The 25,486-nt window shown below is 58.8% G+C and carries 23 protein-coding genes and 4 tRNA genes; 20 read left to right on the top strand and 7 right to left on the bottom strand.

The genetic code is table 11. The features are described from left to right. Positions 1-136: 136 nt before the first annotated feature. From KW846_RS21935 to KW846_RS21925, 3 genes are all read left to right on the top strand, one after another. Entirely contained in the window at positions 137-1,285 is a 1,149-nt protein-coding gene (locus tag KW846_RS21935) for an acetyl-CoA C-acetyltransferase (protein WP_218485196.1), read from the top strand. A gap of 151 nt (positions 1,286-1,436) precedes the next feature. Next, positions 1,437-2,312, top strand: coding sequence for an SDR family oxidoreductase (locus tag KW846_RS21930; RefSeq protein WP_116581273.1), 876 nt, complete (start codon positions 1,437-1,439; stop codon positions 2,310-2,312). Between the two features lie 197 nt (positions 2,313-2,509). Further along, complete coding sequence (locus KW846_RS21925) at positions 2,510-3,019, top strand: DUF1993 family protein (RefSeq protein ID WP_218485194.1); 510 nt, start codon at positions 2,510-2,512, stop codon at positions 3,017-3,019. A 187-nt stretch (positions 3,020-3,206) separates the two neighbouring features. Here KW846_RS21925 and sstT read toward each other — a convergent pair whose 3' ends face one another. Then, on the bottom strand, positions 3,207-4,439 hold the full coding sequence (sstT, locus tag KW846_RS21920; protein WP_218479206.1) for a serine/threonine transporter SstT: 1,233 nt from the start codon (positions 4,437-4,439) through the stop codon (positions 3,207-3,209). A gap of 455 nt (positions 4,440-4,894) precedes the next feature. Here sstT and KW846_RS21915 point away from each other — a divergent pair, with 455 nt between their 5' ends. Beyond that, positions 4,895-6,058, top strand: coding sequence for an MFS transporter (locus KW846_RS21915; protein ID WP_218485192.1), 1,164 nt, complete (start codon positions 4,895-4,897; stop codon positions 6,056-6,058). Here the strand turns inward: KW846_RS21915 and nhaR are convergent. Next, a complete protein-coding gene (gene nhaR, locus KW846_RS21910) occupies positions 6,045-6,944 on the bottom strand; it encodes a transcriptional activator NhaR (RefSeq protein WP_218485190.1) in 900 nt (299 codons plus the stop codon). The genes KW846_RS21915 and nhaR overlap by 14 nt on opposite strands. A gap of 237 nt (positions 6,945-7,181) precedes the next feature. On the opposite strand from nhaR, the gene KW846_RS21905 reads away from it, so the two are divergent. Together KW846_RS21905 and KW846_RS21900 are read left to right on the top strand one after the other, a co-directional pair. Further along, on the top strand, positions 7,182-7,424 hold the full coding sequence (locus KW846_RS21905; protein WP_217835764.1) for a hypothetical protein: 243 nt from the start codon (positions 7,182-7,184) through the stop codon (positions 7,422-7,424). A 29-nt stretch (positions 7,425-7,453) separates the two neighbouring features. After that, entirely contained in the window at positions 7,454-8,203 is a 750-nt protein-coding gene (locus tag KW846_RS21900; protein WP_218485189.1) for a TerC family protein, read from the top strand. Between the two features lie 136 nt (positions 8,204-8,339). On the opposite strand, the gene KW846_RS21895 is transcribed toward KW846_RS21900, so the two are convergent. Beyond that, entirely contained in the window at positions 8,340-8,501 is a 162-nt protein-coding gene (locus KW846_RS21895; protein WP_218485187.1) for a hypothetical protein, read from the bottom strand. Between the two features lie 179 nt (positions 8,502-8,680). On the opposite strand from KW846_RS21895, the gene KW846_RS21890 reads away from it, so the two are divergent. The 3 genes from KW846_RS21890 (at position 8,681) to KW846_RS21880 (ending at position 9,951) form a co-directional block, all read left to right on the top strand. Further along, positions 8,681-9,415, top strand: coding sequence for a peptidase C39 family protein (locus KW846_RS21890; protein WP_218485185.1), 735 nt, complete (start codon positions 8,681-8,683; stop codon positions 9,413-9,415). A 95-nt stretch (positions 9,416-9,510) separates the two neighbouring features. After that, positions 9,511-9,717: a DUF6021 family protein gene (locus KW846_RS21885; RefSeq protein WP_218485183.1), complete on the top strand. Its 207-nt coding sequence runs from the start codon at positions 9,511-9,513 to the stop codon at positions 9,715-9,717. Between the two features lie 18 nt (positions 9,718-9,735). Further along, a complete protein-coding gene (locus KW846_RS21880) occupies positions 9,736-9,951 on the top strand; it encodes a hypothetical protein (protein WP_007977127.1) in 216 nt (71 codons plus the stop codon). Between the two features lie 57 nt (positions 9,952-10,008). On the opposite strand, the gene pbpG is transcribed toward KW846_RS21880, so the two are convergent. Further along, positions 10,009-10,947 carry a D-alanyl-D-alanine endopeptidase gene (gene pbpG, locus KW846_RS21875; RefSeq protein WP_218485181.1) on the bottom strand — a complete coding sequence of 313 codons (939 nt, stop codon included), beginning with the start codon at positions 10,945-10,947 and terminating at the stop codon, positions 10,009-10,011. Positions 10,948-11,184: 237 nt separating this feature from the next. Beyond that, positions 11,185-12,039, bottom strand: a complete 855-nt coding sequence (folD, locus tag KW846_RS21870; RefSeq protein ID WP_008001570.1) for a bifunctional methylenetetrahydrofolate dehydrogenase/methenyltetrahydrofolate cyclohydrolase FolD — start codon at positions 12,037-12,039, stop codon at positions 11,185-11,187. A gap of 274 nt (positions 12,040-12,313) precedes the next feature. Here folD and KW846_RS21865 point away from each other — a divergent pair. The 11 genes from KW846_RS21865 to KW846_RS21815 all read left to right on the top strand — a co-directional run bounded on the left by KW846_RS21865 (position 12,314) and on the right by KW846_RS21815 (position 22,910). After that, positions 12,314-12,390: transfer RNA gene (locus KW846_RS21865), tRNA-Arg, on the top strand. 32 nt (positions 12,391-12,422) lie between these two features. Then, positions 12,423-12,498, top strand: a tRNA-His gene (locus KW846_RS21860). A 56-nt stretch (positions 12,499-12,554) separates the two neighbouring features. After that, positions 12,555-12,639, top strand: a tRNA-Leu gene (locus KW846_RS21855). 77 nt (positions 12,640-12,716) lie between these two features. Beyond that, positions 12,717-12,792 (top strand) — tRNA-His (locus KW846_RS21850). Positions 12,793-13,177: 385 nt separating this feature from the next. Then, entirely contained in the window at positions 13,178-14,488 is a 1,311-nt protein-coding gene (gene tig, locus KW846_RS21845) for a trigger factor (protein WP_218485179.1), read from the top strand. Between the two features lie 93 nt (positions 14,489-14,581). Further along, positions 14,582-15,217, top strand: coding sequence for an ATP-dependent Clp endopeptidase proteolytic subunit ClpP (gene clpP / locus KW846_RS21840; RefSeq protein ID WP_007970761.1), 636 nt, complete (start codon positions 14,582-14,584; stop codon positions 15,215-15,217). 112 nt (positions 15,218-15,329) lie between these two features. Beyond that, positions 15,330-16,613 carry an ATP-dependent Clp protease ATP-binding subunit ClpX gene (gene clpX, locus KW846_RS21835; RefSeq protein ID WP_007982210.1) on the top strand — a complete coding sequence of 428 codons (1,284 nt, stop codon included), beginning with the start codon at positions 15,330-15,332 and terminating at the stop codon, positions 16,611-16,613. A gap of 318 nt (positions 16,614-16,931) precedes the next feature. Then, a complete protein-coding gene (lon, locus tag KW846_RS21830) occupies positions 16,932-19,328 on the top strand; it encodes an endopeptidase La (RefSeq protein ID WP_104447853.1) in 2,397 nt (798 codons plus the stop codon). A gap of 149 nt (positions 19,329-19,477) precedes the next feature. After that, positions 19,478-19,750 (top strand): HU family DNA-binding protein, encoded by a 273-nt coding sequence (locus tag KW846_RS21825; protein ID WP_002552737.1) that lies wholly within the window; start codon positions 19,478-19,480, stop codon positions 19,748-19,750. A 233-nt stretch (positions 19,751-19,983) separates the two neighbouring features. Beyond that, complete coding sequence (locus KW846_RS21820; protein ID WP_218485177.1) at positions 19,984-21,855, top strand: SurA N-terminal domain-containing protein; 1,872 nt, start codon at positions 19,984-19,986, stop codon at positions 21,853-21,855. A 203-nt stretch (positions 21,856-22,058) separates the two neighbouring features. Beyond that, positions 22,059-22,910 (top strand): DUF2242 domain-containing protein, encoded by an 852-nt coding sequence (locus KW846_RS21815; protein ID WP_218485175.1) that lies wholly within the window; start codon positions 22,059-22,061, stop codon positions 22,908-22,910. Positions 22,911-23,254: 344 nt separating this feature from the next. On the opposite strand, the gene KW846_RS21810 is transcribed toward KW846_RS21815, so the two are convergent. Continuing rightward, positions 23,255-24,295, bottom strand: coding sequence for an AraC family transcriptional regulator (locus KW846_RS21810; RefSeq protein WP_218485172.1), 1,041 nt, complete (start codon positions 24,293-24,295; stop codon positions 23,255-23,257). Positions 24,296-24,298: 3 nt separating this feature from the next. Next, positions 24,299-25,429, bottom strand: coding sequence for a carbon-nitrogen hydrolase family protein (locus tag KW846_RS21805; RefSeq protein ID WP_218485171.1), 1,131 nt, complete (start codon positions 25,427-25,429; stop codon positions 24,299-24,301). Positions 25,430-25,486: the final 57 nt, after the last annotated feature.

Genomic DNA, 25,486 nt, shown 5'->3' with positions numbered 1-25,486 from the left:
TCCCTGTGGGAGCGAGCTTGCTCGCGAAGGCGTCAGCACATTCAACATTTTTGTCGACTGAACTGACGCATTCGCGAGCAGGCTCGCTCCCACAGGTTATCGGCGCCTGATCTTAATTTCTATACCGAGGTAGACCATGCCTGAAGCCTATATCGTCGACGCCCTGCGCACTCCCACCGGGCGGCGCAAGGGGGGGCTGAGCCAGATCCACGCCGCCGACCTGGGCGCGCATGTTTTGCGCGCACTGGTCGAGCGCAATGACATTCCCGACGAGGATTACGACGACGTGATCTTCGGCTGTGTCGACACCATCGGCCCGCTGGCCGGTGACATCGCCCGCACCAGTTGGCTGGCGGCCGGCCTGTCGCAATCGGTGCCGGGCACCACCATCGACCGCCAGTGCGGTTCGTCCCAGCAAGCGGTGCATTTCGCCGCACAGGCGGTGATGAGCGGCACCCAGGACGTGGTCATCGCCGGTGGCGTGCAGACCATGACCCAGATCCCGATTTCTTCGGCGATGATCGCTGCCGAGCCCTTGGGCTTCACCGATCCGTTCAGCGGCTCCGAAGGCTGGGTGCGGCGTTACGGCGCGCAACCGCCGACGCAGTTCCGTTCGGCGCAGATGATCGCCGAAAAGTGGGACCTGTCCCGGGCGCAGCTCGAAGCCTATTCGCTGGAGTCCCATCGACGTGCCCTGCAGGCCATCGAACAAGGCCGCTTCAATCGCGAGATCGTGCCGTTGGCCGGTGTGCTGCATGACGAAACGCCACGCCAGACCAGCCTGGAAAAAATGGCCGAGCTGGAATACCTGTTCGGCTGCGACCGGGTCACTGCCGCAGTGTCGAGCCAGACTTGCGACGCGGCCAGCGCAATGCTGATCGTCTCGGAGGCGGCGCTCAAGCGTTACGGCCTGACGCCACGGGCACGCATCCACCACCTGAGCGTGCGCGCCGAAGACCCGATCTGGATGCTCACCGCGCCGATCCCGGCCACGGCTTATGCGCTCAAGCGTGCGGGGATGAAACTGCAAGACATCGACCGGGTGGAGATCAACGAAGCCTTCGCTTCGGTGGCCATGGCCTGGCTGAAAGAGACCGGCTATCCGCACGAACAGACCAACGTCAACGGCGGCGCGATTGCCCTCGGCCATCCGCTGGGCGCCACTGGCACCCGTTTGATGTGCAGCCTGCTGCATGAGCTGGAGCGCAGCGGTGGACGCTTCGGCCTGCAGACCATGTGCGAAGGCGGTGGGCAGGCCAACGTGACGATTATCGAGCGCTTGTAAATCAGAACGCCACCAACCCCTGTGGGAGCGGGCTTGCTCGCGAAAGCGGTGGGTCAAACAACATTGATGTAGCTGACACTCCGCCTTCGCGAGCAAGCCCGCTCCCACAGGGGATTGTGTCGATTAGTGAAGAATTTGAAGGAATAGACTCATGAAAATATGTGAAAACCGCGTCGTGATCATCACCGGTGCCGGCGGTGGCCTGGGCCGGGCCTACGCGATGGCGTTCGCCGCCGAAGGCGCGAAGGTGGTGGTCAACGACATCAACCGCGAAGCGGCCCTGGCCGTGGTCGGCGAAATCCTCGGTCAGGGCGGCAGTGCCGTGGCCAACAGCGACGACATCACGCGTTATGACTCGGCAGGGCTGATCGTGCGCCAGGCCATCGAAACCTTTGGCGACCTGAACGTGGTGGTCAATAACGCCGGCATCTGCCGCGACCGCATGTTCGCCAGCCTCAGCGAAGCCGACTGGGACGCGGTGGTGGCGGTGCACCTCAAGGGCCACTTCTGCATTTCCAGCCACGCCGTGAAATACTGGCGTGAGCAGGCCAAGGGCGGTGCCAGGGTCGATGCGCGGATCATCAACACCAGTTCCGGCGCCGGTTTACAGGGTTCCATTGGCCAGTCCAACTACGCGGCGGCCAAGGGCGGTATTGCCTCGCTGACGCTGGTGCAGGCGGCTGAACTGCGTCGTTACGGGATCACCGCCAACGCCCTGGCACCGGCCGCGCGGACCGGGATGACCGAGCAGGTGTTCGCCGACACCATGAAAAAGCCTGAAGAGGGCTTCGATTACTTCGCCCCGGAAAACGTCGCGCCGCTGGTGGTGTGGCTGGGTTCCGAGGCGTCCGCCGAGGTGACCGGGCAGATGTTCGAAGTCGAGGGCGGCAAGTTGTCGATCGCCGATGGCTGGCGCCGTGGCCCGCAACTGGATCGCCAGGGCCGCTGGGCGGTTGGCGAGATGGGCGATGCCGTCGCGCAACTGCTGACGCAAGCGGTCCCGGCGGCCAAAGTGTACGGCAGCTGAAAAAGACCGGTCTCGGGAGGACGGCACGCGGCTATAATCGGCCCCTGATGCTGATCACCTGTAGGAGCGAGCCTGCTCGCGATGGACTTCGGCGCAACGCGTTCATCCAGACAGAACGCGTTATCGTTCACGTCCATCGCGAGCAAGCTCGCTCCTACAGATGCACATGAACCACGTTCCTCCACACGAGACCTGCCATGACCATTTCCCTGTACGACGCTTCCGTGCCTGTTTTCCAGCAAATGCTCAACGCCCTGAGCGATGTACTGAAAAAGGCCGAGGCTCACGCCACCGAAAAAAACATCGACCCTAACGCCTTCCTGCAAGCACGCCTGTTCCCGGATATGTTCCCGCTGGTGCGCCAGGTACAGATCGCCGTTGATTTCGCCAAGGGCGTTTCTTCCCGTCTGGCCGAAGTTGAAGTGCCGAAGTACGACGACACCGAAACCACTTTCGCCGAACTGCAAGCGCTGCTGAGCAAAGTTCTGGCTTACATCGGCGAGATCAAGCCGGAGCAGATCAACGGCAAGGAAGGCATAGAGATCGTGACCCGTCCGGGCACGCCTAAAGAGAAGCGCTTCAGTGGCCAGGCTTACCTGCTGAGCTACGGCCTGCCGCAGTTCTTCTTCCACGTCACCACCACTTACGCACTGCTGCGCCACAATGGCGTGGAAGTGGGCAAGCGCGACTACATGGGCGCGTTCTAAACCGCCCAGGTACAAAAAAGCCCGCCAAGGTTCACGCCTTGGCGGGCTTTTTCATACACGCATATGTTTCAAATACACCGCTGACCCTGTGGGAGCGGGCTTGCCCGCGATGGCGGTGTAACCTTCAACATTGATGTTGACTGACCCACCGCTATCGCGAGCAAGCTCGCTCCCACAGGGATTTGTGTCAGGCCAGGCGTTCTGTTTTTGCCTCTTCACCCAGGCAAGCCGCCGCGGTGAACAGCACATCGGTAGACGAGTTCAGCGCGGTTTCCGCCGAGTCCTGCAACACGCCGATGATGAACCCGACCGCCACCACCTGCATGGCGATTTCGCTCGGGATGCCGAACAGGCTGCAGGCCAGCGGAATCAGCAACAGCGAACCACCGGCTACACCCGAAGCGCCACAGGCGCAGATTGCTGCGACGACGCTCAGCAGGATCGCGGTCGGAATGTCCACGGCGATGCCCAGGGTGTGCACGGCCGCCAGGGTCAGCACCGTGATGGTGATCGCCGCGCCGGCCATGTTGATGGTCGCGCCCAGCGGGATCGATACCGAGTAGGTGTCTTCGTGCAGGCCCAGGCGCTTGCTCAGTTCCAGGTTGACCGGAATGTTCGCCGCCGAACTGCGGGTGAAGAATGCGGTGATGCCGCTTTCGCGCAGGCAGGTCAGCACCAGCGGGTACGGGTTGCGGCGCAGTTTCCAGAAGACAATGATCGGGTTCATCACCAGTGCCACGAACAGCATGCAGCCCAGCAGCACGGCCAGCAGGTGCGCGTAGCCGATCAAGGCGCCGAAGCCGGAGGTGGCCAGGGTCGAGGCCACCAGGCCGAAGATGCCCAGCGGGGCGAAGCTGATCACCAGGCGCACGATCACGGTCACGCCATTGGACAGGTCGCCCAGCACTTCACGAGTGGTGTCGCCGGCATGGCGGATGGCGATGCCCATGCCGATGGCCCACGCCAGAATGCCGATGAAATTGGCGTTCATCAGCGCGCTGACCGGATTGTCGACCACGCTCAGCAACAGGCTTTGCAGCACTTCGCCAATCCCGCCCGGTGCAGTGACTGCAACGTCCTGGGTCGACAGCACCAGGCTCGACGGAAACGTCATGCTGGCAACCACCGCGACCACGGCGGCGGCGAAAGTGCCCAGCAGATACAGGAACAGAATCGGCCGGATGTGGGTTTCCTGGCCGTGCTTGTGGTTGGCAATCGACGCCATGACCAGCACGAACACCAGAATCGGCGCGACGGCTTTCAGCGCGGAGACAAACACTTTGCCGATGAACGCCGTGGATTTGGCCACGTCGGGGGCAAACAGGGCCAGGGCAATACCGGCGATCAGGCCGATCACGATCTGCGTGACCAGGCTCAAGCGTTTAAGGCGGTGCAATAGAGAAGGGGATGAAGCAGTCATAAAACAGCATCTCTGATTTTTTATTAATGCATGGTTTCGCAGGTTTGCGGCAACAAACAGGGCAGGCCGCAGGCAGGAAACCGAGAAGGAAACACAGGGCTAATGCCAGCGCTGATTCCTGTGGCGAGGGAGCTTGCTCCCGCTGGACTGCGCAGCAGGCCCTTTTTTGGGGCCGCTTCGCTGCCCAGCGGGAGCAAGCTACCTCGCCACGGGGGGGGCTCGGCTAACCGATCGGCATTAACCACAGGGTGTACTTTTTTCAGGGCGCGGACTTTATCACAGCACAGGAACGATCCTTCAGACCTGTGACGAACTGACGCCCTGGTCTTCAACGCGAATTGCAGGTTCGTGCAACCGCATCCGAAAACACTCTGTTAAGATTCGCCATCCTCATTTTCATGTCTGCCAGTGGGCCTTCGGGCTATCGCTGGTGTCGTCGTTTTCTGGAGTTGTGCATGCGGTTGTTGCCCATTCTTCTGTTGTCTGCCGCCGGTTTCACGGTGCTGACCACGGAATTCATTATCGTTGGCCTGTTGCCGGCGATCGCCAGGGATCTGGAGGTCAGCATCCCGCAGGCCGGTTTGCTGGTGACCTTGTTCGCGTTCACCGTAGCCGCGTTCGGGCCGTTTCTCACGGCCTGGTTCGCCCGCTTCGAGCGGCGCAAGCTGTTCATCTCGGTGCTGATCCTGTTTGGCCTGGCCAATACACTGGCGGCACTGGCGCCGAACATCTGGGTGATGGCGTTTGCCCGGTTGATCCCGGCGCTGGGGTTGCCGGTGTTCTGGGCGCTGGCCAGCGAGACGGCGGTGGATATCGTCGGGCCGGATTACGCCGGTCGCGCCATTGCCAAGATCGGTTTCGGCATTGTCTGCGCCACGGTGTTCGGCATTCCGGTGGGTACGCTGATTTCCGATGCGTTCGGCTGGCGTAGTGCCTTTGCGATTCTGGCGGTCATCGCCTTTGCCAAGGCGCTGCTGCTGTTTATCTATCTGCCCAGGACCAACCTGCACCAGCATCAGGTGAGCTTCCTGTCGCAATTCAAGATCCTGCGCAGCCCGCTGATGCTCGGTCATGTGCTGCTGTCGGTGATCGTGTTCAGCGGCATGTTCACGGCCTATACCTATCTGGCCGACATCCTCGAGCGTCTGGCCGGCTTCAACGGCACCGTGGTCGGCTGGTGCCTGATGGGCTTCGGTGCGGTCGGGTTGATCGGTAACTCCCTGGGCGGCCGGGCAGTGGATCGGCATCCGCTGATGGCGTCGATGATGTTCTGCGCGTTCATGATTGCCGGCCTGGTGGCGCTGGTGCCGAACATCCATTCGCCGCTCGGTCTGGCGGCGGCGATGGGCATCTGGGGCGTGACTCAGGCGGCGTTGTTCCTGGTCAGCCATGTGCGCCTGATGAAAGCCGCGCCCGAAGCGCCGGCATTTGCCGCGTCGCTGAACATCGCCGGGGCCAACCTCGGCATCGGCCTGGGCGCAATGATCGGTGGCCGGGTGATCGACAGCGTGGGCCTGCAAGGCCTTGGCTTTGCCGCCGCCGCTTTCATTCTGGCTTCGATCCTGCTGGCCATCGCCCTGATGACGTTCAAGCCGTGCGAAGCGGTTACAGCGCTGTAAACAGCTCGCGTCGGGCACCTTCGGTAATGGCGACAATGCCGGGGTGCTTGACCTTGCGCTCCACTGAGATGGCATAGAACGACTCGCTCACCGCGTCGGTCTGGCCGATCACTTGCACGCCATACTGGCGTTGCACTTCATCGGCAATCACGCTCGGGCCGATGAAGATCCCGCTGCCGGATTGGCCGAAGGCCTGCATCAGGGCGCTGTCGTCGAACTCGCCGACAATCTGTGGCTGGATCTGCTGCTCGGCGAACCAGCGCTGCAAACGGCTGCGCACCACGGTTTCCGGACCGGGAATCAGCAGCGGCGCACCGTGCAGGTTGCGCGGGAAGTCCTGACCGAAACGGGCCACCAGCTCAGGGGTGGCGAAGAAGCTGATCCCGCACTCGCCCAGTTTCTGGCTGTAGCCCTTGATGTCCAGGTGCGACGGCATCGGGCTGTCGGAGATCACCAGGTCCAGGCGCTGGATCGCCAGGTCGGCCAACAAACGTTCAAGCTTGTCTTCGCGGCAGGTGATGCGCAGCGGTTCGCTCAACTCCATGGTCGGTGCGATCAGGCGATAGACGATGGACTTGGGCACCACGTCGGCCACGCCGACACGAAACAGAATCTGCTGTTCATTGGGTTGTGCCCGCAGCATCAGTTCCAGTTCACCGCCCAGCTGGAACATTTGCTCGGCGTAGGGCAGTGCCTGGCGTCCGGCCTCGGTCAGTTCGAGTTGCCGTCCGACGCGCCGAAACAACTCGATGCCAAAAGTCTGTTCCAGCAATGAAATCTGCCCGCTGATGGTTTGCGGCGTGAGGTTCAGTTGTTCGCAGGCGCGCACGATGCTGCCGGTCTTGGCCACCACCCAGAAATAATGCAGTTGTCGATAATTCAACATAGGTACGGTCCCTGTAGGAGCTGCCGAAGGCTGCGATCTTTTGACGTGGCCGTTTAAAAAGATCAAAAGATCGCAGCCTTCGGCAGCTCCTACATAAAAGCAAGGAAGTCTGGATTCGTAAAAACAGAAGTATATACCGCAAAAATACGAATTTTCCTGAAGTGTTTGCTTGCCTAGAATGCATCGCTATCAACGGGCCATCGTTTCGGTCCCGTTCGTTCTATCGAGGGAAGCATCATGAAAATTAAAGCCACGGCGCTGTTGATCACATCTTTACTGGTATTGGCCGGTTGCGACCAGGCCGAGAAAAGCGCTCAACAGTTGATGGGCAAGGCCGCCGAAAGCGCCAAACAGGCGATTGACGATACCCACAAGGCTGCCGAACAGGCACTCAACGATGCCACCAGCGGGTTGCTCAGCAAAAAAGAATCATCGGAAAAAGAATCGGAAAAAACCGAATCTTCCTCCCAGGAAATCTAAACCGTATTACAACGAGTCAGGACTGACCCATGGACTACCTTTTACAACTTGCCACCAGCCCCACTGCCTGGGTTGCCCTGGCCACCCTGGTGGTGATGGAAATCGTGCTCGGCATCGATAACCTGATCTTCATCTCGATCCTGACCAACAAGCTGCCCGAGCAACACCGGCAGAAGGCGCGGCGCATCGGTATCGGCATGGCGCTGATCCTGCGATTGGGCCTGCTGAGCACCATCGCGTTCATCGTCCAGTTGACCGCTCCGGTGATCGAGATTCTCGGCCACGCGTTTTCCTGGAAAGACATGATCCTGATCGCCGGTGGCCTGTTCCTGTTGTGGAAGGCGACCACCGAGATCCATCACAGCATGGACCCGGCCCCGGATGATCCGACGTCGAAGACGTCCACCGTGACCCTGGGCTTTGCTGCGGCGATCGGCCAGATCCTGATGCTGGACATGGTGTTCTCCATCGACAGCATTATTACCGCTGTCGGCATGACCGAGCATTTGCCGATCATGATCATCGCGGTGGTGGTGTCGGTGCTGGTGATGTTGTTTGCCGCTGATCCGTTGGCCAAGTTCATAAACGACAACCCGACGGTGGTGATGCTGGCCCTGGGCTTCCTGATCATGATCGGCATGACCTTGATTGCCGAAGGCTTCGGCGCCCATGTACCGAAAGGCTACGTTTATGCGGCCATGGCATTCTCGGCTTCGATCGAGGTGTTGAACATGATGTCCCGCCGGGCCCGGCAGAAGCGGATAGCCACTGAAGCCTGAGCGCCGTTATAAGAAACGCCTGAACACCTTGTAGGAGCTGCCGCAGGCTGCGATCTTTTTTCCAGAAGATCAAAAGATCGCAGCCTGCGGCAGCTCCTACAGGGATGTGTTCAGGCGTTTTTGTTTGTAATGCAGGTCAGTGGGCGCTGGCGTGATGGCGGGTTGCCTTGGCGGGTTTTTCAGGTTGAACGGGAGGGTGATGGTGGCGGCGAGTGATGCGCAGCACGCCCCACAGCATGGCGGCGGCGACCGCCAGCCAGCTGCCAATCAACATCGCAAGGATCATGGTCAGGCTCATCTGCGCCTCCTCTTTGCCCTGCTGCGGGCACACACGCTTCGCTGTCGTCTCTTTAGAACACAGTCTAGCCGTTACTGCATTTCAGACTATTGACCGAAAGTCGGCAGTCACCAACCAGTTCGCTCTATCGAATGCACTCGTCTGCCGTTTAAAGCTATACCCGGGCGGCGCCGCGACCTATGATCGACGACCGAGCCGGGAATGGGATTGCCTGGCGTCTGAACCTGAACAAGAGAGAGCTGATGGTGCGGGTATTTTCTCGAATTTTGTCGGCCATGCTGATGGCAGGTTGCGTGGCAAGTCTGGCGGGCTGCGCCGGGAGTGTTGCGCCCGAGATCAAGCGTTTGCCGGAACGAGTCGAACTCAGCGGCCGATTCTACCGGGGCGATGCGTATCAAAGCGGGCCGCAGGTGCTGGCCAGCATGCTGTCCCAGCAGGGCATCGTGATCACCCCGGGCCTGCTCGAAAAGCCCTTGCATTTGCCGGGGGGCGAAGCGCAGTTGCAACAGAACATGCAGAACCTGGCCCGCGAGTACGGGATGGTGGTTTATCCCCTCGACAGCAACCTTGCTGCCTTGTTGACGCAGGTCGCCGCCGGTTTTCCGGTGATGGTGCGCTTCACCGAGGGCTCGGCGATGTGGGCCGAGCCGCGTTACGCCATTCTGGCCGGCTACAACCGCCAGAAGCAGACGGTCCTTTTGCGCGCAGGGATGGATCGCCGCGAACTGATGAGCTTCAGTGCCTTCGAGTCGGCATTCAAGGACGCTGGCGGCTGGGCCGTGCTGATCCAGAATCCGACGCAAATCCCCTCTCAGGTCGATCAGCAGCGCTGGCTCAAGGCTGCCAACGATCTGAGTCAGGCCGGTCAGGAGCAGGCTGCCGCGAAGGCTAAAAAGGCCTTGGCCGCCCACTAAGTCCGTTGGTCACCCGGCGGGCACCATCGCTCGCCGCCAGCCTCTGATCTTCAAGGGCCCGGATCATTGTTCCAGGCCGAGATCAGGAGGCACCCATGGCTCACTCCACAACGCCCGTCGGTCCGCACTCGTCTGAACATTCCTCTGGCGATGAGCTGGGGTTCGATCCCGATTCCCCGGACCTTACCGATCCTCAGGTCGACCCGATCGGGCCCGCCAAGGCACCGAGGGATGTGAAGCCGGGTGACAACCCCAAGGCTCCGGCCAAGCCCTACGATCCACTGGGTGATCTGAAACCTTAAGGTCCAATGGAGGTGTGTATGTCTACCGATTCCAGTTTCGACGACAAGCGTCCGGAAACCGTCCCCACGACCCCCGAGCAAAGCACCGATCCGGTGATGGATCCGGACAGCCCGTTGCGCGATCCTCTGGCGCGGCCAACAGTGGTGCCCACTGAAAAGCCGAAGGGTTGGAGAGATCCAAGTACCGGCGACGGCATCCCGGATGACGACCAGATGCCGCTGCCCAACGACTGAATAACCGGCAAAAAAAGCCCCGAGTGATCGGGGCTTTTTCATGTGTTTGCATCAAGGTTACTTCGACGCTTCAACCACGCCGGTCTGCCGCTGCTTGAGGTTCTTGTCTGCCTTGTACTGCAAGGCTACGGAAGGCACCTGCGCGCTCTTTCCGCTTTCTACCCAGTTACGCATGCGCGTGGCATCGGCAAAGTGGGTGTACTTGCCATAGGCGTCAAGGATCACCAGGGCCACCGGGCGGTTGCTCATTCGGGTCACCAGCACCAGGCAGTGGCCTGCTTCGTTGGTGAAACCGGTTTTTGTCAGCTGGATGTCCCAGTCCGGCTTGCGGACCAAATGGTCGGTGTTGCGGAAACCCAGGCTGTAGTTCGGTTTACGGAACGAAACGGTCTTTTCCTTGGTTGTACTCAGCTCGGTCAGCAACGGGTACTTGTGCGCGGCAATCAACAACTTGCTCAGGTCGCGAGCAGTGGACACGTTGCGCGGGGAGAGACCGGTCGGTTCGACGAAATGCGTGTTGGTCATGCCTAGTGCCCGGGCCTTGGCGTTCATGGCCGCGATGAACGCGGCATAGCCGCCCGGATAGTGGTGCGCCAGAGTCGCGGCGGCGCGGTTTTCCGAGGACATCAGGGCAATCAGCAGCATTTCCCGGCGCGGCAGTTCGCTGCGCAGCTTGACCCGGGAGTACACGCCTTTCATTTCCGGTGTGTCGCTGATGTTGACGTCGATGTATTCGTCCATGTTCTGCCGGGATTCAACCACGACCAGGCCAGTCATCAACTTGCTGACGGAAGCGATCGGCACCACCACGTCAGGATTGCTGGCATAGATGACTTTGTTGGTCTGCATGTCCAGCAGCAGGGAGCTGCCGGAAGCGAGCTTGAGTGTCTTCGTATCTCGCGGCGCTGCGGTGGTCTCGTCAGCACTGGCGATGGGCGTGAGGAAAGTCCCTGTAACTGCAAAAAATAGGCTCAGGATGGAAAGACGGATTTTCACGCTGGCAGACTCACAAAGTGTTGATAAGCCGTTTTGTAACGGGCTATTTCTTAAAAAGCGCGACATTCTGGAGTATGGCTGAATAACTGTCGATGGTTGTTCAAACAACAGGCGAAAGTCCTGAGAAACATGAAAAAAATGTCATTTTCCGTCGGGTGGTCGAGCGTGTTTCGCAGGCAAAAAAAACCCCGCCAAGGGCGGGGCTCTTCGATTCGCTGTCAGCGTGTGCTGTGAAACTCAGCTGTGCAGGGTTTCAGCGGCGTACAGGGTGTTTTCCAGTAGGCAGGCACGGGTCATCGGGCCAACGCCGCCCGGCACTGGAGTGATCCAGCCGGCGCGGGGCAGGGCGGTTTCATAGATCACGTCACCGACCAGCTTGCCATCGTCCTGACGGTTGATGCCGACATCGATCACGATCGCGCCTTCCTTGATCCATTCGCCCTTGACCAGGCCCGGCTTGCCGGCGGCGACGACGACCAGGTCCGCACGCCCGACATGTCCGGCCAGGTCCTTGGTAAAGCGGTGGGTGACGGTCACGGTGCAACCGGCCAGCAGCAACTCCATCGCCATCGGGCGGCCAACGATATTGGACGCACCGACGACCACGGCATTCATCCCGTAGAGATCGACCCCGGTGCTTTCCAGCAGGGTCATGATGCCTTTGGGGGTGCATGGGCGCAGCAGCGGGATACGCTGGGCCAGGCGACCGACGTTATAAGGATGGAAGCCGTCGACGTCTTTGTCCGGACGAATGCGCTCCAGCAGTCTGGAGGCGTCCAGGTGTTCGGGAAGCGGAAGCTGGAGCAGAACGCCGTCGATCGCAGGATCGTCGTTCAGGCGATCGATCAGCTCGGTCAGCGCTTCTTGAGTGGTTTCGGAAGGCAGGTCATAAGCTTGGGATAGAAAGCCGACCTCTTCACAGTCTTTACGCTTGTGCGAGACATAAACCTGAGAGGCAGGATCGCTACCGACCAGGATCACCGCGAGGCCGGGCGTGCGCAGGCCTTGCTGGCGACGCTCGGTGACACGTTGGGCGATCTGCTGGCGCAGGCTGGCGGCGATCGATTTGCCGTCGATTAGTTGTGCAGTCATTGCGCGTGATTAACCATCGAGAGGGGAAAAAAAGAGAACGCATTCTCGCATGTCATGCGGTGAGGGCAAAGGCGCTTGGTCTGCAAATTCCCCTAACTCCTTTAATTAAATGAATTTTTTTTAAAAAGGATTTGACGACCTTCGGGTGGCTCTATACTATTCGTCGCACTTGTCGGGCACAGCCTAGCACTGGTTAAGAAGGTTGAGCAGGATTACGGTTCTGCGAGACTGGAAAGCACTTAGTTTGTAGTCCTCCAAGGGTACAGCTAACAAGGCGCCCGTAGCTCAGCTGGATAGAGCATCCGCCTTCTAAGCGGATGGTCGCAGGTTCGAGTCCTGCCGGGTGCGCCATTAGGCAGCTTTGGCACAAGTAGCGCGATATGGTGGGCGTAGCTCAGTTGGTAGAGCACGGGATTGTGACTCCCGTTGTCGTGGGTTCGATCCCCATCGTCCACCCCATATTTCGAAAGGCGCCAGATTAACAGTCTGGCGCCTTTGCTTTAAAGGCTTCACCCGCGGATGTGGTGGAATTGGTAGACACACTGGATTTAGGTTCCAGCGCCGCGAGGCGTAAGAGTTCGAGTCTCTTCATCCGCACCAATTAAAGCTTCACTCAGGCTGTTGGCCTGGCTGGAGCTTGATAAAGAAGTTGTTTGGCTTCTTTAACAGGCAATATGGTGGGCGTAGCTCAGTTGGTAGAGCACGGGATTGTGACTCCCGTTGTCGTGGGTTCGATCCCCATCGTCCACCCCATATTTCGAGAGGCGCCAGATTGAAAAGTCTGGCGCCTTTTTTGTTTCAGTGGCCGCCGGTTCCGGGTCGCAGGGGCGGGACGTTTCGTCGTATTTATGTTTCTCGATGATGCTGTCCTGTCCGCCGGTCCTGCTTGCGAGATCGGCTGTCAGGGAGATGATTGGCGACCTCTTCCATATAGGAACGGTCGGCGCAGAGCCCTGGCGTGATTGGTTGTATTTGCCATCGGGGCGAGGTGCATTCGTGCATTCGCACCTATAAATTGCCTGCTGCTTTTTTACCCGTTTTCAGTAGGGTGACTTCTTGAGTTTGACCCACTAGAATGCATGCCCTTGATTCTGGGGTCGGAAACGGCCGGCTAACGTCTGTGCAACGAGGAATATCCATGCAAGTTTCTGTTGAAAATACTACTGCTCTTGAGCGCCGCATGAGCGTCACCGTGCCGGCTGAGCGCATCGAGAGCCAGGTCAACAAGCGTCTGCAGCAGACCGCCCAAAAGGCCAAGATTGCTGGCTTCCGTCCAGGCAAAGTGCCAATGAGCGAAATCAAGCGCCGTTTCGGTGCTGACGCTCGCCAGGAAGCTGTAGGCGACGTGATCCAGTCTTCCTTCTATGAAGCTGTGGTTGAGCAGAAGCTGAACCCGGCTGGTCAGCCTTCGATCGAGCCAAAATCCCTGGAAGCGGGCAAGGACCTGGAATACGTAGCCGTATTCGAAGTGTTCCCTGAGTTCACCGTTGCCGGCTTTGACGGTATCACCGTCGAGCGTCTGAGCGCTGACGTGACTGACGCCGATCTGGACAAGATGCTGGAAATCCTGCGCAAGCAGAGCACCCGTTTCGAAGTGGCCGATCGCGCTGCCCAGAACGAAGACCAGTTGAACATCGATTTCGTCGGCAAGGTCGACGGTGAAGTGTTCGCCGGCGGTTCTGCCAAGGGTACCCAGCTGGTTCTGGGTTCCGGCCGCATGATCCCTGGTTTCGAAGATGGCCTGGTTGGCGCCAAGGCCGGTGAAGAACGCGTTCTGAACCTGACTTTCCCAGAGGATTATCAGAACCTGGACCTGGCTGGCAAAACCGCCGAGTTCACCGTGACCGTCAACACCGTTTCCGAGCCAAAGCTGCCAGAACTGACCGAAGAATTCTTCGCTCAATTCGGCATCAAGGAAACCGGTCTGGAAGGCTTCCGCGCCGAAGTTCGCAAGAACATGGAGCGTGAGCTGCGTCAGGCAATCAAATCCAAGGTCAAGAATCAGGTAATGGACGGTCTGCTGGCCACCAACCCGATCGAAGTGCCAAAGGCGCTGCTGTCCAACGAAGTTGACCGTCTGCGCGTGCAGGCCGTCCAGCAGTTCGGCGGCAACATCAAGCCTGACCAACTGCCGGCCGAGCTGTTCGAAGAGCAAGCCAAGCGTCGCGTAGTGCTGGGTCTGATCGTGGCTGAAGTGGTCAAGCAATTTGACCTCAAGCCAGACGAAGCCCGCGTTCGCGAGATGATTCAGGAAATGGCTTCGGCCTACCAGGAGCCTGAGCAAGTTGTGTCCTGGTACTACAAAAACGACCAGCAACTGAACGAAGTTCGTTCGGTTGTGCTGGAAGAGCAAGTTGTGGATACTGTTCTGCAGAAAGCTAGCGTGACCGACAAATCGGTCTCTTACGAAGAAGCGGTCAAGCCGGTAGAAGCACCACAAGCCGACTGATCACTTTTGCGGTAAGAAGCAAACACCATAAGCCAGCCTTCGTGCTGGCTTATGCGTATTCAAGACATAACTATTTGGGAGTGACTGCAGAGCATGTTCCGTAATTCGTATATTCAGCAGAACTCTGATATCCAGGCCGCAGGTGGCCTGGTCCCGATGGTTGTCGAGCAGTCCGCTCGTGGCGAGCGCGCCTACGACATCTACTCGCGCCTGCTCAAGGAGCGAGTGATCTTTCTGGTTGGTCCGGTAGAGGACTACATGGCCAACCTGATCTGTGCGCAACTGCTGTTCCTTGAAGCGGAAAACCCGGACAAGGACATCCATCTTTATATCAACTCCCCGGGCGGTTCGGTGACGGCGGGCATGTCGATCTACGACACCATGCAGTTCATCAAGCCCAATGTGTCGACCACCTGCATCGGTCAGGCGTGCAGCATGGGCGCGTTCCTGCTGACGGCCGGTGCCCAAGGCAAGCGTTACTGCCTGCCGAACTCGCGTGTGATGATTCACCAGCCACTGGGCGGTTTCCAGGGCCAGGCGTCGGATATCGAAATCCACGCCAAGGAAATCCTCTTCATTCGTGAGCGTCTCAACACGCTGATGGCCAAGCACAGCGGGCGCACGCTTGAAGAAATCGAGCGCGATACCAACCGCGACAATTTCATGAGTGCGGAAGCCGCACGTGAGTACGGGTTGATCGACGAAGTGATCAGTCAGCGCCCTGCTTAAAATAAGCAGCTCAAAATAAGGTTGGTCGGCGGGTCCGATCACCTGCGGGCTTGAAAAAGCCCGCAATAGCCTTCATCTTGTGTTGCAAGCCTATCGGATTTGGATCGAACGAATGACTGACACCCGCAACGGCGAGGACAACGGCAAGCTGCTCTATTGCTCCTTCTGTGGCAAAAGCCAGCATGAAGTGCGCAAATTGATTGCCGGCCCCTCGGTCTTTATCTGCGACGAGTGCGTCGACCTGTGCAATGACATCATCCGCGAGGAGGTGCAGGAAGCACAGGCAGAAAGCAGCGCGCATAAATTGCCTTCGCCTAAAGAAATCAGCGGCATCCTTGATCAGTATGTGATTGGTCAGGAGCGTGCGAAAAAGGTTCTGGCTGTAGCGGTGTACAACCACTACAAGCGCCTGAATCAGCGTGACAAGAAGAATGACGACGTCGAACTCGGCAAGAGCAACATCCTGCTGATCGGCCCGACAGGCTCGGGTAAAACCCTGCTTGCCGAAACACTGGCCCGCTTGCTGAACGTTCCGTTCACCATCGCCGACGCAACCACCCTCACCGAGGCGGGTTACGTGGGTGAAGATGTCGAGAACATCATTCAGAAGCTGCTGCAGAAATGCGATTACGACGTGGAAAAAGCCCAGATGGGCATTGTCTACATCGATGAAATCGACAAGATTTCGCGCAAATCCGACAACCCGTCGATCACCCGGGATGTTTCCGGTGAAGGCGTGCAGCAGGCCCTGCTCAAGTTGATCGAAGGCACGGTCGCTTCCGTTCCGCCTCAAGGTGGTCGCAAGCATCCGCAGCAGGAATTCCTTCAGGTCGACACCCGTAACATCCTGTTCATCTGCGGCGGTGCGTTCTCCGGTCTGGAAAAGGTTATTCAAAACCGTTCCACCAAGGGCGGTATCGGTTTCAACGCGGAAGTGCGCAGCAAGGAAGAAGGCAAGAAAGTCGGTGAGTCCCTGCGTGAAGTCGAGCCTGACGACCTGGTCAAGTTCGGTCTGATCCCGGAATTCGTTGGACGTCTGCCGGTACTTGCGACGCTGGACGAGCTTGACGAGGCTGCGTTGATGCAGATCCTCACCGAGCCGAAAAATGCTCTGACCAAGCAGTATGCCAAGCTGTTCGAGATGGAAGGCGTTGACCTGGAATTCCGTTCCGACGCTCTGAAATCGGTCGCCAAGCGTGCCCTGGAGCGTAAAACCGGTGCCCGTGGCCTGCGTTCGATTCTCGAAGGTGTATTGCTCGACACTATGTATGAAATCCCCTCGCAATCCGAGGTGAGCAAAGTAGTGATCGATGAAAGCGTGATAGAAGGCAAGTCCAAGCCACTGTATATCTATGAAAACAGTGAGCCGACCGCCAAGGCCGCGCCAGACGCTTAAGCGTCGCGCAGCCTGAACAAAGAAGGGGCCTTCGGGCCCCTTTGCTATTTGGGGTTGGCTCGCCGGAACGGCGGCCTGGCTTTTGTAGGAGCTGCCGCAGGCTGCGATCTTTTGACTTTGCTTTTCAAAAGAGCAAGATCAAAAGATCGCAGCCTGCGGCAGCTCCTACAGGGTTATGCGAAGTATCCAGCCCCCTGCAGGCTTCGATCTTAAAAGTCGTTCCTTTATCTGCTTGTTTTTTTCCAGAGCAGCCCCCATCTTGGTTTCAAGCTTACTTCCATCTGTTTACGGCCTTACGGCCGCCGTAGAGGCGAAATCATGAAGACCACCATCGAATTGCCTCTCCTGCCATTGCGTGATGTCGTGGTTTATCCGCACATGGTTATCCCGCTGTTCGTGGGGCGCGAGAAATCCATCGAAGCCCTCGAGGCTGCGATGACGGGTGACAAGCAGATTCTTCTGCTGGCCCAGAGAAACCCGGCTGACGACGATCCTGGTGAAGATGCCCTGTATCGCGTGGGTACGATTGCCACCGTTCTGCAGCTGCTGAAGCTGCCTGACGGCACGGTCAAGGTCCTGGTCGAAGGTGAGCAGCGGGGCGCCGTTGAGCGCTTCAGCGAAGTGGACGGCCACTGCCGTGCCGAAGTCTCCCTGATCGACGAAGTTGACGCACCAGAGCGCGAGTCGGAGGTATTCGTTCGCAGCCTGCTGTCGCAGTTCGAGCAATACGTGCAGTTGGGCAAGAAAGTCCCGGCTGAAGTCCTCTCGTCGCTCAACAGCATCGATGAGCCTGGCCGCCTGGTGGACACCATGGCCGCGCACATGGCCCTGAAGATCGAGCAGAAGCAGGAAATCCTCGAAATCATCGATCTGTCGGCCCGGGTCGAGCACGTTCTGGCGTTGCTCGATGCCGAGATCGACCTGCTGCAAGTCGAAAAACGCATTCGCGGCCGCGTCAAGAAACAAATGGAGCGCAGCCAGCGCGAGTACTACCTGAATGAGCAGATGAAGGCCATTCAGAAAGAGCTCGGCGACAGTGATGAAGGTCACAATGAAGTCGAAGAGCTGAAAAAACGTATCGATGCCGCCGGTCTGCCCAAAGATGCCCTGGCCAAGGCGACGGCCGAACTGAACAAGCTCAAGCAGATGTCACCGATGTCCGCGGAAGCGACCGTGGTGCGATCGTACATCGATTGGCTGGTTCAGGTGCCGTGGAAGGCCCAGAGCAAGGTGCGCCTGGATCTGGCGCGTGCCGAAGACATTCTCGATGCCGACCACTATGGTCTCGAGGAAGTCAAGGAACGCATCCTCGAATACCTCGCCGTGCAAAAACGCGTGAAGAAGATTCGTGGTCCGGTGCTGTGCCTGGTCGGTCCTCCAGGGGTCGGTAAAACGTCCCTGGCGGAGTCGATTGCGCATGCCACCAACCGCAAGTTCGTACGCATGGCCCTCGGCGGCGTGCGTGACGAGGCGGAAATTCGTGGTCATCGCCGTACTTACATCGGTTCGATGCCAGGAAGATTGATTCAAAAGATGACAAAAGTGGGCGTGCGCAACCCGCTGTTCCTGCTCGACGAAATCGACAAAATGGGCAGCGACATGCGCGGCGATCCGGCATCGGCGTTGCTGGAAGTGCTCGATCCCGAGCAGAACCACAATTTCAACGATCACTATCTGGAAGTCGATTACGACCTGTCCGATGTGATGTTCCTGTGCACCTCGAACTCGATGAACATTCCGCCGGCGCTGCTCGACCGGATGGAAGTGATCCGTCTGCCGGGCTACACCGAAGACGAGAAGATCAACATCGCCGTGAAGTACCTTTCGCCGAAGCAGATCACTGCCAACGGTTTGAAAAAAGGCGAGCTGGAATTCGACGCCGAAGCGATTCGCGACATCATTCGCTACTACACCCGTGAAGCCGGTGTGCGTGGCCTTGAGCGGCAGATTGCCAAGGTTTGCCGCAAGGCCGTCAAGGAACATGCGCTGGAAAAACGCTTCTCGGTGAAGGTCACCGCAGACATGCTGGAGCACTTCCTGGGCGTGCGTAAATTCCGCTATGGCCTGGCCGAGCAGCAGGATCAGATCGGCCAGGTGACCGGGTTGGCGTGGACTCAGGTGGGTGGCGAACTGCTGACCATCGAAGCCGCTGTGGTACCGGGTAAGGGCCAGTTGATCAAGACCGGTTCTCTGGGTGATGTGATGGTCGAGTCGATCACGGCCGCGTTGACCGTTGTTCGCAGTCGGGCGAAGAGCCTGGGCATTCCCCTGGACTTCCATGAGAAGCGCGACACGCACATCCATATGCCGGAAGGGGCGACCCCGAAAGACGGCCCTAGCGCTGGCGTGGGCATGTGCACGGCCCTGGTTTCGGCATTGACCGGCATTCCGGTGCGCGCGGATGTCGCCATGACCGGTGAAATCACCTTGCGTGGCCAGGTGCTGGCCATTGGCGGCTTGAAAGAAAAACTGCTGGCGGCACATCGTGGCGGAATCAAGACGGTGATCATTCCTGAAGAGAATGTGCGCGATCTCAAAGAGATTCCGGACAATATCAAGCAGGATCTACAGATTAAACCGGTTAAATGGATTGACGAGGTCCTGCAAATTGCGTTGCAATACGCGCCGGAGCCCTTGCCGGACGTGGCTCCGGAGATAGTCGCGAAGGATGAGAAACGCGACGCGGATTCTAAGGAAAGAATTAGCACGCATTAGTACGTATTTGCCTGGGGGGCTTCCTTGACAGTTTTTTAGAGCCCTTGTTATAAAGCGGCTCTTAAGTGTCTGTAGGCCATTCAGCACTCGTTTTTGCTTTCACCAAAAAAACTTAGAATCATACTCAAATAGATATAAGGGGACTTAGAGTGAACAAGTCGGAACTGATTGATGCTATCGCTGCATCCGCTGATATCCCGAAAGCTGCTGCTGGCCGTGCGCTGGACGCTGTAATCGAATCCGTCACTGGCGCTCTCAAGGCTGGCGACTCTGTTGTTCTGGTTGGTTTCGGTACCTTCTCCGTAACCGATCGTCCAGCTCGCATCGGTCGTAACCCACAGACCGGTAAGACGCTGGAAATCGCAGCAGCCAAAAAACCAGGTTTCAAAGCCGGTAAAGCACTGAAAGAAGCTGTCAACTAAGTTCGATTCAGGTTTTTACCCATCCGGGTCGGGGTCATGCCTGACTTGGCAGCGGAGCGGCAGTCCTGACTGCAGGTCGCCGGTTCAAGACACCAAGGGTCGCCAGTTCGAGTCCTTGATCCGCTCCGCCAGTTACGAGAAGGCGCATCCTCGGATGCGCCTTTCTTCTATCCGGATTCTACCCACGCTCCACGGTTGCCTAATTTTGAAGTTCAACCGTTTCTGGGGGACGCATGCTGCAGAATATCAGGGACAATTCACAAGGCTGGATTGCCAAGACTATTATCGGGGTCATCGTTGCGCTGATGGCCTTGACCGGTTTCGACGCCATTTTTCAGGCCACGACGAGCAAGAATGAAGCGGCGAAGGTCAATGGTGAAGAAATCAGCCAGAACGAGCTGAGCCAGGCGGTCGATATGCAACGCCGCCAGCTCATGCAACAGCTGGGCAAGGATTTCGATGCTTCCTTGCTGGACGAAAAAATGTTGCGCGAATCGGCTCTGAAGGGCCTGATCGATCGCAAGCTGCTGCTGCAAGGCGCAGAACAATCGAAGTTTGCCTTTTCCGAAGCGGCACTTGATCAGGTCATCCTGCAAACACCGGAATTTCAGGTTGATGGCAAGTTCAGCTCCGAGCGTTTCGATCAGGTTATTCGCCAGCTTGGCTATACCCGCATGCAATTCCGCCAGATGCTGGCTCAGGAAATGCTGATTGGCCAGCTGCGTGCCGGTCTGGCCGGTAGCGGTTTCGTGACCGATGCGCAGGTGCTGGCATTTGCCCGTCTGGAAAAACAGACCCGCGATTTCGCTTCGCTGAACATCAAGGCTGACCCGTCGGCTGTGAAGCTAACCGACGAAGAGGTCAAGGCCTATTACGACGAACACGCCAGGGAATTCATGACGCCGGATCAGGTGGTCATCGATTACCTCGAGTTGAAGAAGGCTTCCTTCTTCGACCAGGTCAGTGTCAACGACGAAGACCTGCAAGCGGCCTATCAGAAAGAAATCGCGAACCTGTCCGAGCAACGCCGGGCTGCGCACATTCTGATTGAAGTGAACGACAAGACCACCGAGGCGCAAGCCAAGGCGAAGATCGAAGAGATCCAGGCCCGTCTGGCCAAGGGTGAGCAGTTCGAGGCGCTGGCCAAGGAGTTCTCCCAGGATCCGGGTTCGGCAAACAACGGCGGTGACCTGGGTTATGCCGGTCCTGGCGTCTACGATCCTGCGTTCGAAAAAGCCCTGTATTCGTTGGCCAAGGATCAGGTTTCGGCGCCGGTTCGCACTGACTTCGGTTTCCACCTGATCAAGCTGTTGGGTGTGGAAGCACCTGAAGTGCCAACCTTCGCCAGCTTGAAAGACAAACTGACCCGCGCGCTGAAAACCCAGCAGGTCGAGCAGCGTTTCGTTGAGGCAAGCAAGCAACTGGAAGACGCCTCGTTCGAAGCGTCCGATCTGGCTCAACCGGCGCAGGACCTGAAACTAACCGTACAGACGTCCAAGCCGTTCGGCCGTGAAGGCGGTGAGGGTATTGCAGCCAACCGTGCCGTGATCACTGCCGCGTTCAGCCCGGAAGTCCTGGATGAGGGTGCGAACAGCACCGCCATCGAGCTCGATCCGGAAACCGTGGTCGTGTTGCGTGCCAAGGAGCACCTGAAGCCTTCGCAGCTGCCGCTGGAAAGCGTTGATGCGGCCATCCGCGGGCAATTGGCCAAGGAGCACGCCAGCGCCGATGCCAAGACCAAGGCTGACGCCTTGATCGCCAACCTGCGCGATGGCAAGACCCCGCTGGATCAGGCCGTCGACGGCCAGGCCTGGAAAGTCACCGAGGCGGCGACTCGCGCTCAGGAAGGGGTTGATCCTGCTGTGCTGCAAGCGCTGTTCCGCATGGCGAAGCCTGTGGCCAAGGACAAGCCGACCTTCACCAGCGTGACGCTGGCGGATGGCAGCCTGATGATCGTGCGCCTCAATGGCGTGAACGAAGCCGCGGCGCCTACCGATGAAGAGAAAGCGCAGTATCGTCGCTACCTCGCATCGCGCATCGGCCAGCAAGACTTTGCGGCGTATCGCAAGCAGCTGGAAAGCCAGGCGGATATCAAGAAGTATTGATGCCTGACCAGGTTTAGCGCGACACAGCAGACCCCGGCCGAAACGCCGGGGTCTTTTCGTTTGGCCGTACGTCATTTGCCGCGGTGACTTTTACACAAAACCGCGGTCAATCAGCCTGTAACCGTTTTAAGACACGATCGATGCTCCGCTAAGCATCGATCTGTTGCACAATACGCCCCGAACCGTTTTCCTCAGGATGTTCAATGTTTAAATCACTTCCCATGCGGGTTGTCGGGCTGGCAGCCGTGCTCGTCACAGCGGCTGGTTGTTCATCGAACAAAAGCGCCATCTACGAGCATGAGAACTTCGACGATTCCGGCACCTTTTCCCGTAACTATCCGGTCACCGATATCCAGAGCTGTGAAGCCGCCCGCCGCGCCTTGCTCAGCCAGGGTTACATCATCACCAGCAACGACCCGAAGCTGGTCAGCGGTCACAAGAGCTTCCAGCAGACCGGCGAGAACCACATGGAGATCAGCTTCAGTGTGGTTTGTGCCGATGACGGTAGCGAAGGGCACCACGCGACCATGTTCGCCAACGCCCTGCAGGATCGTTATGCGCTGAAGAAAACCAACAACTCCGCCAGTCTTGGTGTGGGTGTGCTGGGCTCGGTGTCGATGCCGATCGGCTCATCTGACGACTCGATGGTCAAGGTCGCCAGCGAAACCGTCTCGTCTGCCAAGTTCTACGAGCGTTTCTTTGCGCTGGTCGAGCTGTTCCTGCCGCCGGAAGCGAAAAAGGCTGCGCACATCACCGAAAAGCCGAAAACAGACCTGGGCATGCCTGAAGCCAAAGCGGCACCGGCTCCTCTGGCGCCCGCCGCGACCACTGCACCGACCGCAGAACCAACCCCGGTGACTCCGGCACCGGCTCCAGTGGAACTCGCTCCAGCGGCCTCTGAGCCGGTCATGCCGCCGCCTGAGGCGGCACCGATTACCCCGGTTCAGAACATGGATCCGGCACCGTCGGTAGAAACCATCACGCCACCGACAAATCCAACCGACATGCCGCCGCCGAGCGAGGCGATTCCGGCGATGCCTGTCACCGGCCAGTGATTGTTCGCGTTACGGGATCGGCCAACGAGTCACGATCCCGAAGCGAGCGCATGGATTGATCCGCGTCAAACAAGGCCGCTGTCCTGCGGCCTCCCGCGAAAAAAACCAATGATAAATTCCTGACCAGCTGCTACGTTTTATTCAGTAGCGACGGAGTGTCGTGTCCGCGTCATTTTTCCTTCACGCGGGCACTTTATGCTCAAGGGGCTGGTCATTTATTCAAGCGTTTTCAATGCATGTCGGGGGATTCAACAATGGACGATTATCAAGAAGAGCTGCTCGAGTACCAGGCGTTCGAACTGGACCCGCTGGAGCCGGCGGAAGACGCTACCGAGCTGTAGGCATCAGGCGGACTGGCGATGACTGCGGCGAAACTCGCCGGGTGTCTGCCCGTTCCAGCGTTTGAATGCGCGTTGAAACGCTTCGGCTGAGGCAAAGCCCAGCAGGTAGGCGATTTCCCCGAACGCCAGTTCGGTGTCGCGTATGTAGGTCATGGCCAGATCGCGACGGGTTTCATTGAGGATTGCGCGAAATTGCGTGCCTTCCTCGGCAAGTTTGCGGCGCAGGGTCCAGGTGGGCAGCTTCAGGCGTGCCGCCACTTCTTCCAGGTCGGGCTCCCGGCCACCATTGAGCAAGGGACCCAGCAGCGCGATGATGCGTTCTCGCAGGCTGCGGGTGCGTGTCAGTTGTTCCAGCTCCTGCTCACACAGTTGCAGCAAATGCCGCCAGGTGCTCGGGCAATGCTCGGGGTTGCGCTGGGCGAGGCTTGCCAGGCTCAGGCGCAGTTGATTGCGTTCGCTGCCAAACTGGATCGGACAGTCACCCAGGACGTCATAGGCCGCGCGGTAACCGGGTTCGTCGAATTCGATCTCGATACGTTCGGCGCGCAGCGGGATGGGGCTGACACTGGATAATTGCTGCAACCAGCCAGCAATGATCGAATCCACCACGAAACGGTTGTAGGCGTTGTAGGGGCTGATCGAATAGAAACGCAGCCAGGCGCCCTGGGCGTCTTCGTGAAAGCTTGATTGGCCGCGATAATTGGAGCCGTACAAGGCTTCGAAGCGGATCAGGCAGCGCGCGGCTTCACGTACTGTGGGCGCCTGCGCGGCGGTGACCCCTGCGAGGCCGACCTGGCTCAGGCGACTGAGCTGCCCCATGCGCAAGCCAAGGGCCGGGTTGTCGGTCAGTTGAATGGCGCCGTGGCCCAGGCGCATGTAGCGCGGTATTGACAGGCGGGCACCGGCCTCGCTCAGTCGCGCTGCATCGAGGCCGTATTGATCGAGCAGTGGCTGCGGATCGACGCCATGACTGCGCACGGCATCGGCCAGGCTATGAACAAAGCCCACCGACAGGTCGCCGAGGCGCATCGGCTGCGGTTTCATGGCTTACAACCAGAGGTTCAGCAAACGCGCACCCTGGGCGTTGCCGTCGGCAAACTGCTGGCCGTTGCGGCTGAGGAAACTGTGCCCGGCGCTGCCTTGATCCCAGAATTGCCCCCGCAGGAACACGCTCATGCCCGCGACAGCCTGACTGGCCGGTACCCGGGTCGTCAGGGTCAGGCGCTGCCAGGCCTGGCCTTCGCTGACTTCTCCGGGCTTGAGGTTGACCGACGCCGGCTCCGATGCCCCCCTGTAGCCACGCCACGGCTGCTCCCAGGTGCCACGGCCGGGAACAAAGGCCGGTACCGCAACCAGCTGTACGCTCTGGTCGTTGAGCTTGAGGTAGTTTTCCGGGTACCAGCTGTCGTGTCCGATCAATACGCCCAACTTTCCTGCGGGTGTATCCACGACATTGAGCGAGTGTTCGGCGTTCGCCTTGATCCCGTTCTGTTCTGCGAAGAACGGGTGCATCTGGCGCTGGGGCTGGCCGATCGGCAGGCCATCGTTGTTGAACACCACGCTGCTGTTGTAAAGCGCGCCGCGACCGATCTTCAAGGTGCCGTCGATGATGCTTGGTTCGGGCAGCACGATGGAGCCCGCGACCAGCGTCACGTGGAACTCCCTGGCCAATCCACCGAACAATGCCTGGTAGTCTCTGGCCATCGCCTTGGCTTTCATGCGCAGGTGGGCATCGTCCAGACGGTTGCCACCCTCGGCGCTGATCAACGCTTTGGCGAACTTCAGGGGATTGCTCACCGCCAGCCAGTTCATGGCCTCCTTGAGGGTGCTGGCCTGATACAACTCATCCTTTTCGCCGCTGACCATCAACCAGGTACCGACGTGTTCCGGCAACACGACGACGGTCTTGTCGTTCAACAAACCCTGGTCCCGGGCTGCTTGCAGATAGGCCGCGAGTTTGCGGTGTAAACGCTCGGGGCTTTGATAATCGGTAGGAAACAGTTCGGGCTGAATGCCCAGCAGATTACCGCGATCGGCAGGCGTACCCTGGTCGACAGCCAGGTTGATCCGCAGGTCCGAAAGGTAGTGACCCACCGGCCGGTCTGCGGCCCACATTGCGTAGGTCGTGAGGGCGGCGAGCAACGCCATGGAAAATGTCAGATACAAAAGTTTGCGCATGGGGACACAGTTTACAGCCTGGAGCCGGGTGTGGCTTTTGATTTGGAACCGGATCGA

It is taken from the genome of Pseudomonas sp. PDM32 (assembly GCF_019219225.1).
Taxonomy (GTDB): Bacteria; Pseudomonadota; Gammaproteobacteria; order Pseudomonadales; family Pseudomonadaceae; genus Aquipseudomonas; species Aquipseudomonas laurylsulfatiphila.
This window is presented reverse-complemented; position numbering and strand designations above follow the sequence as displayed.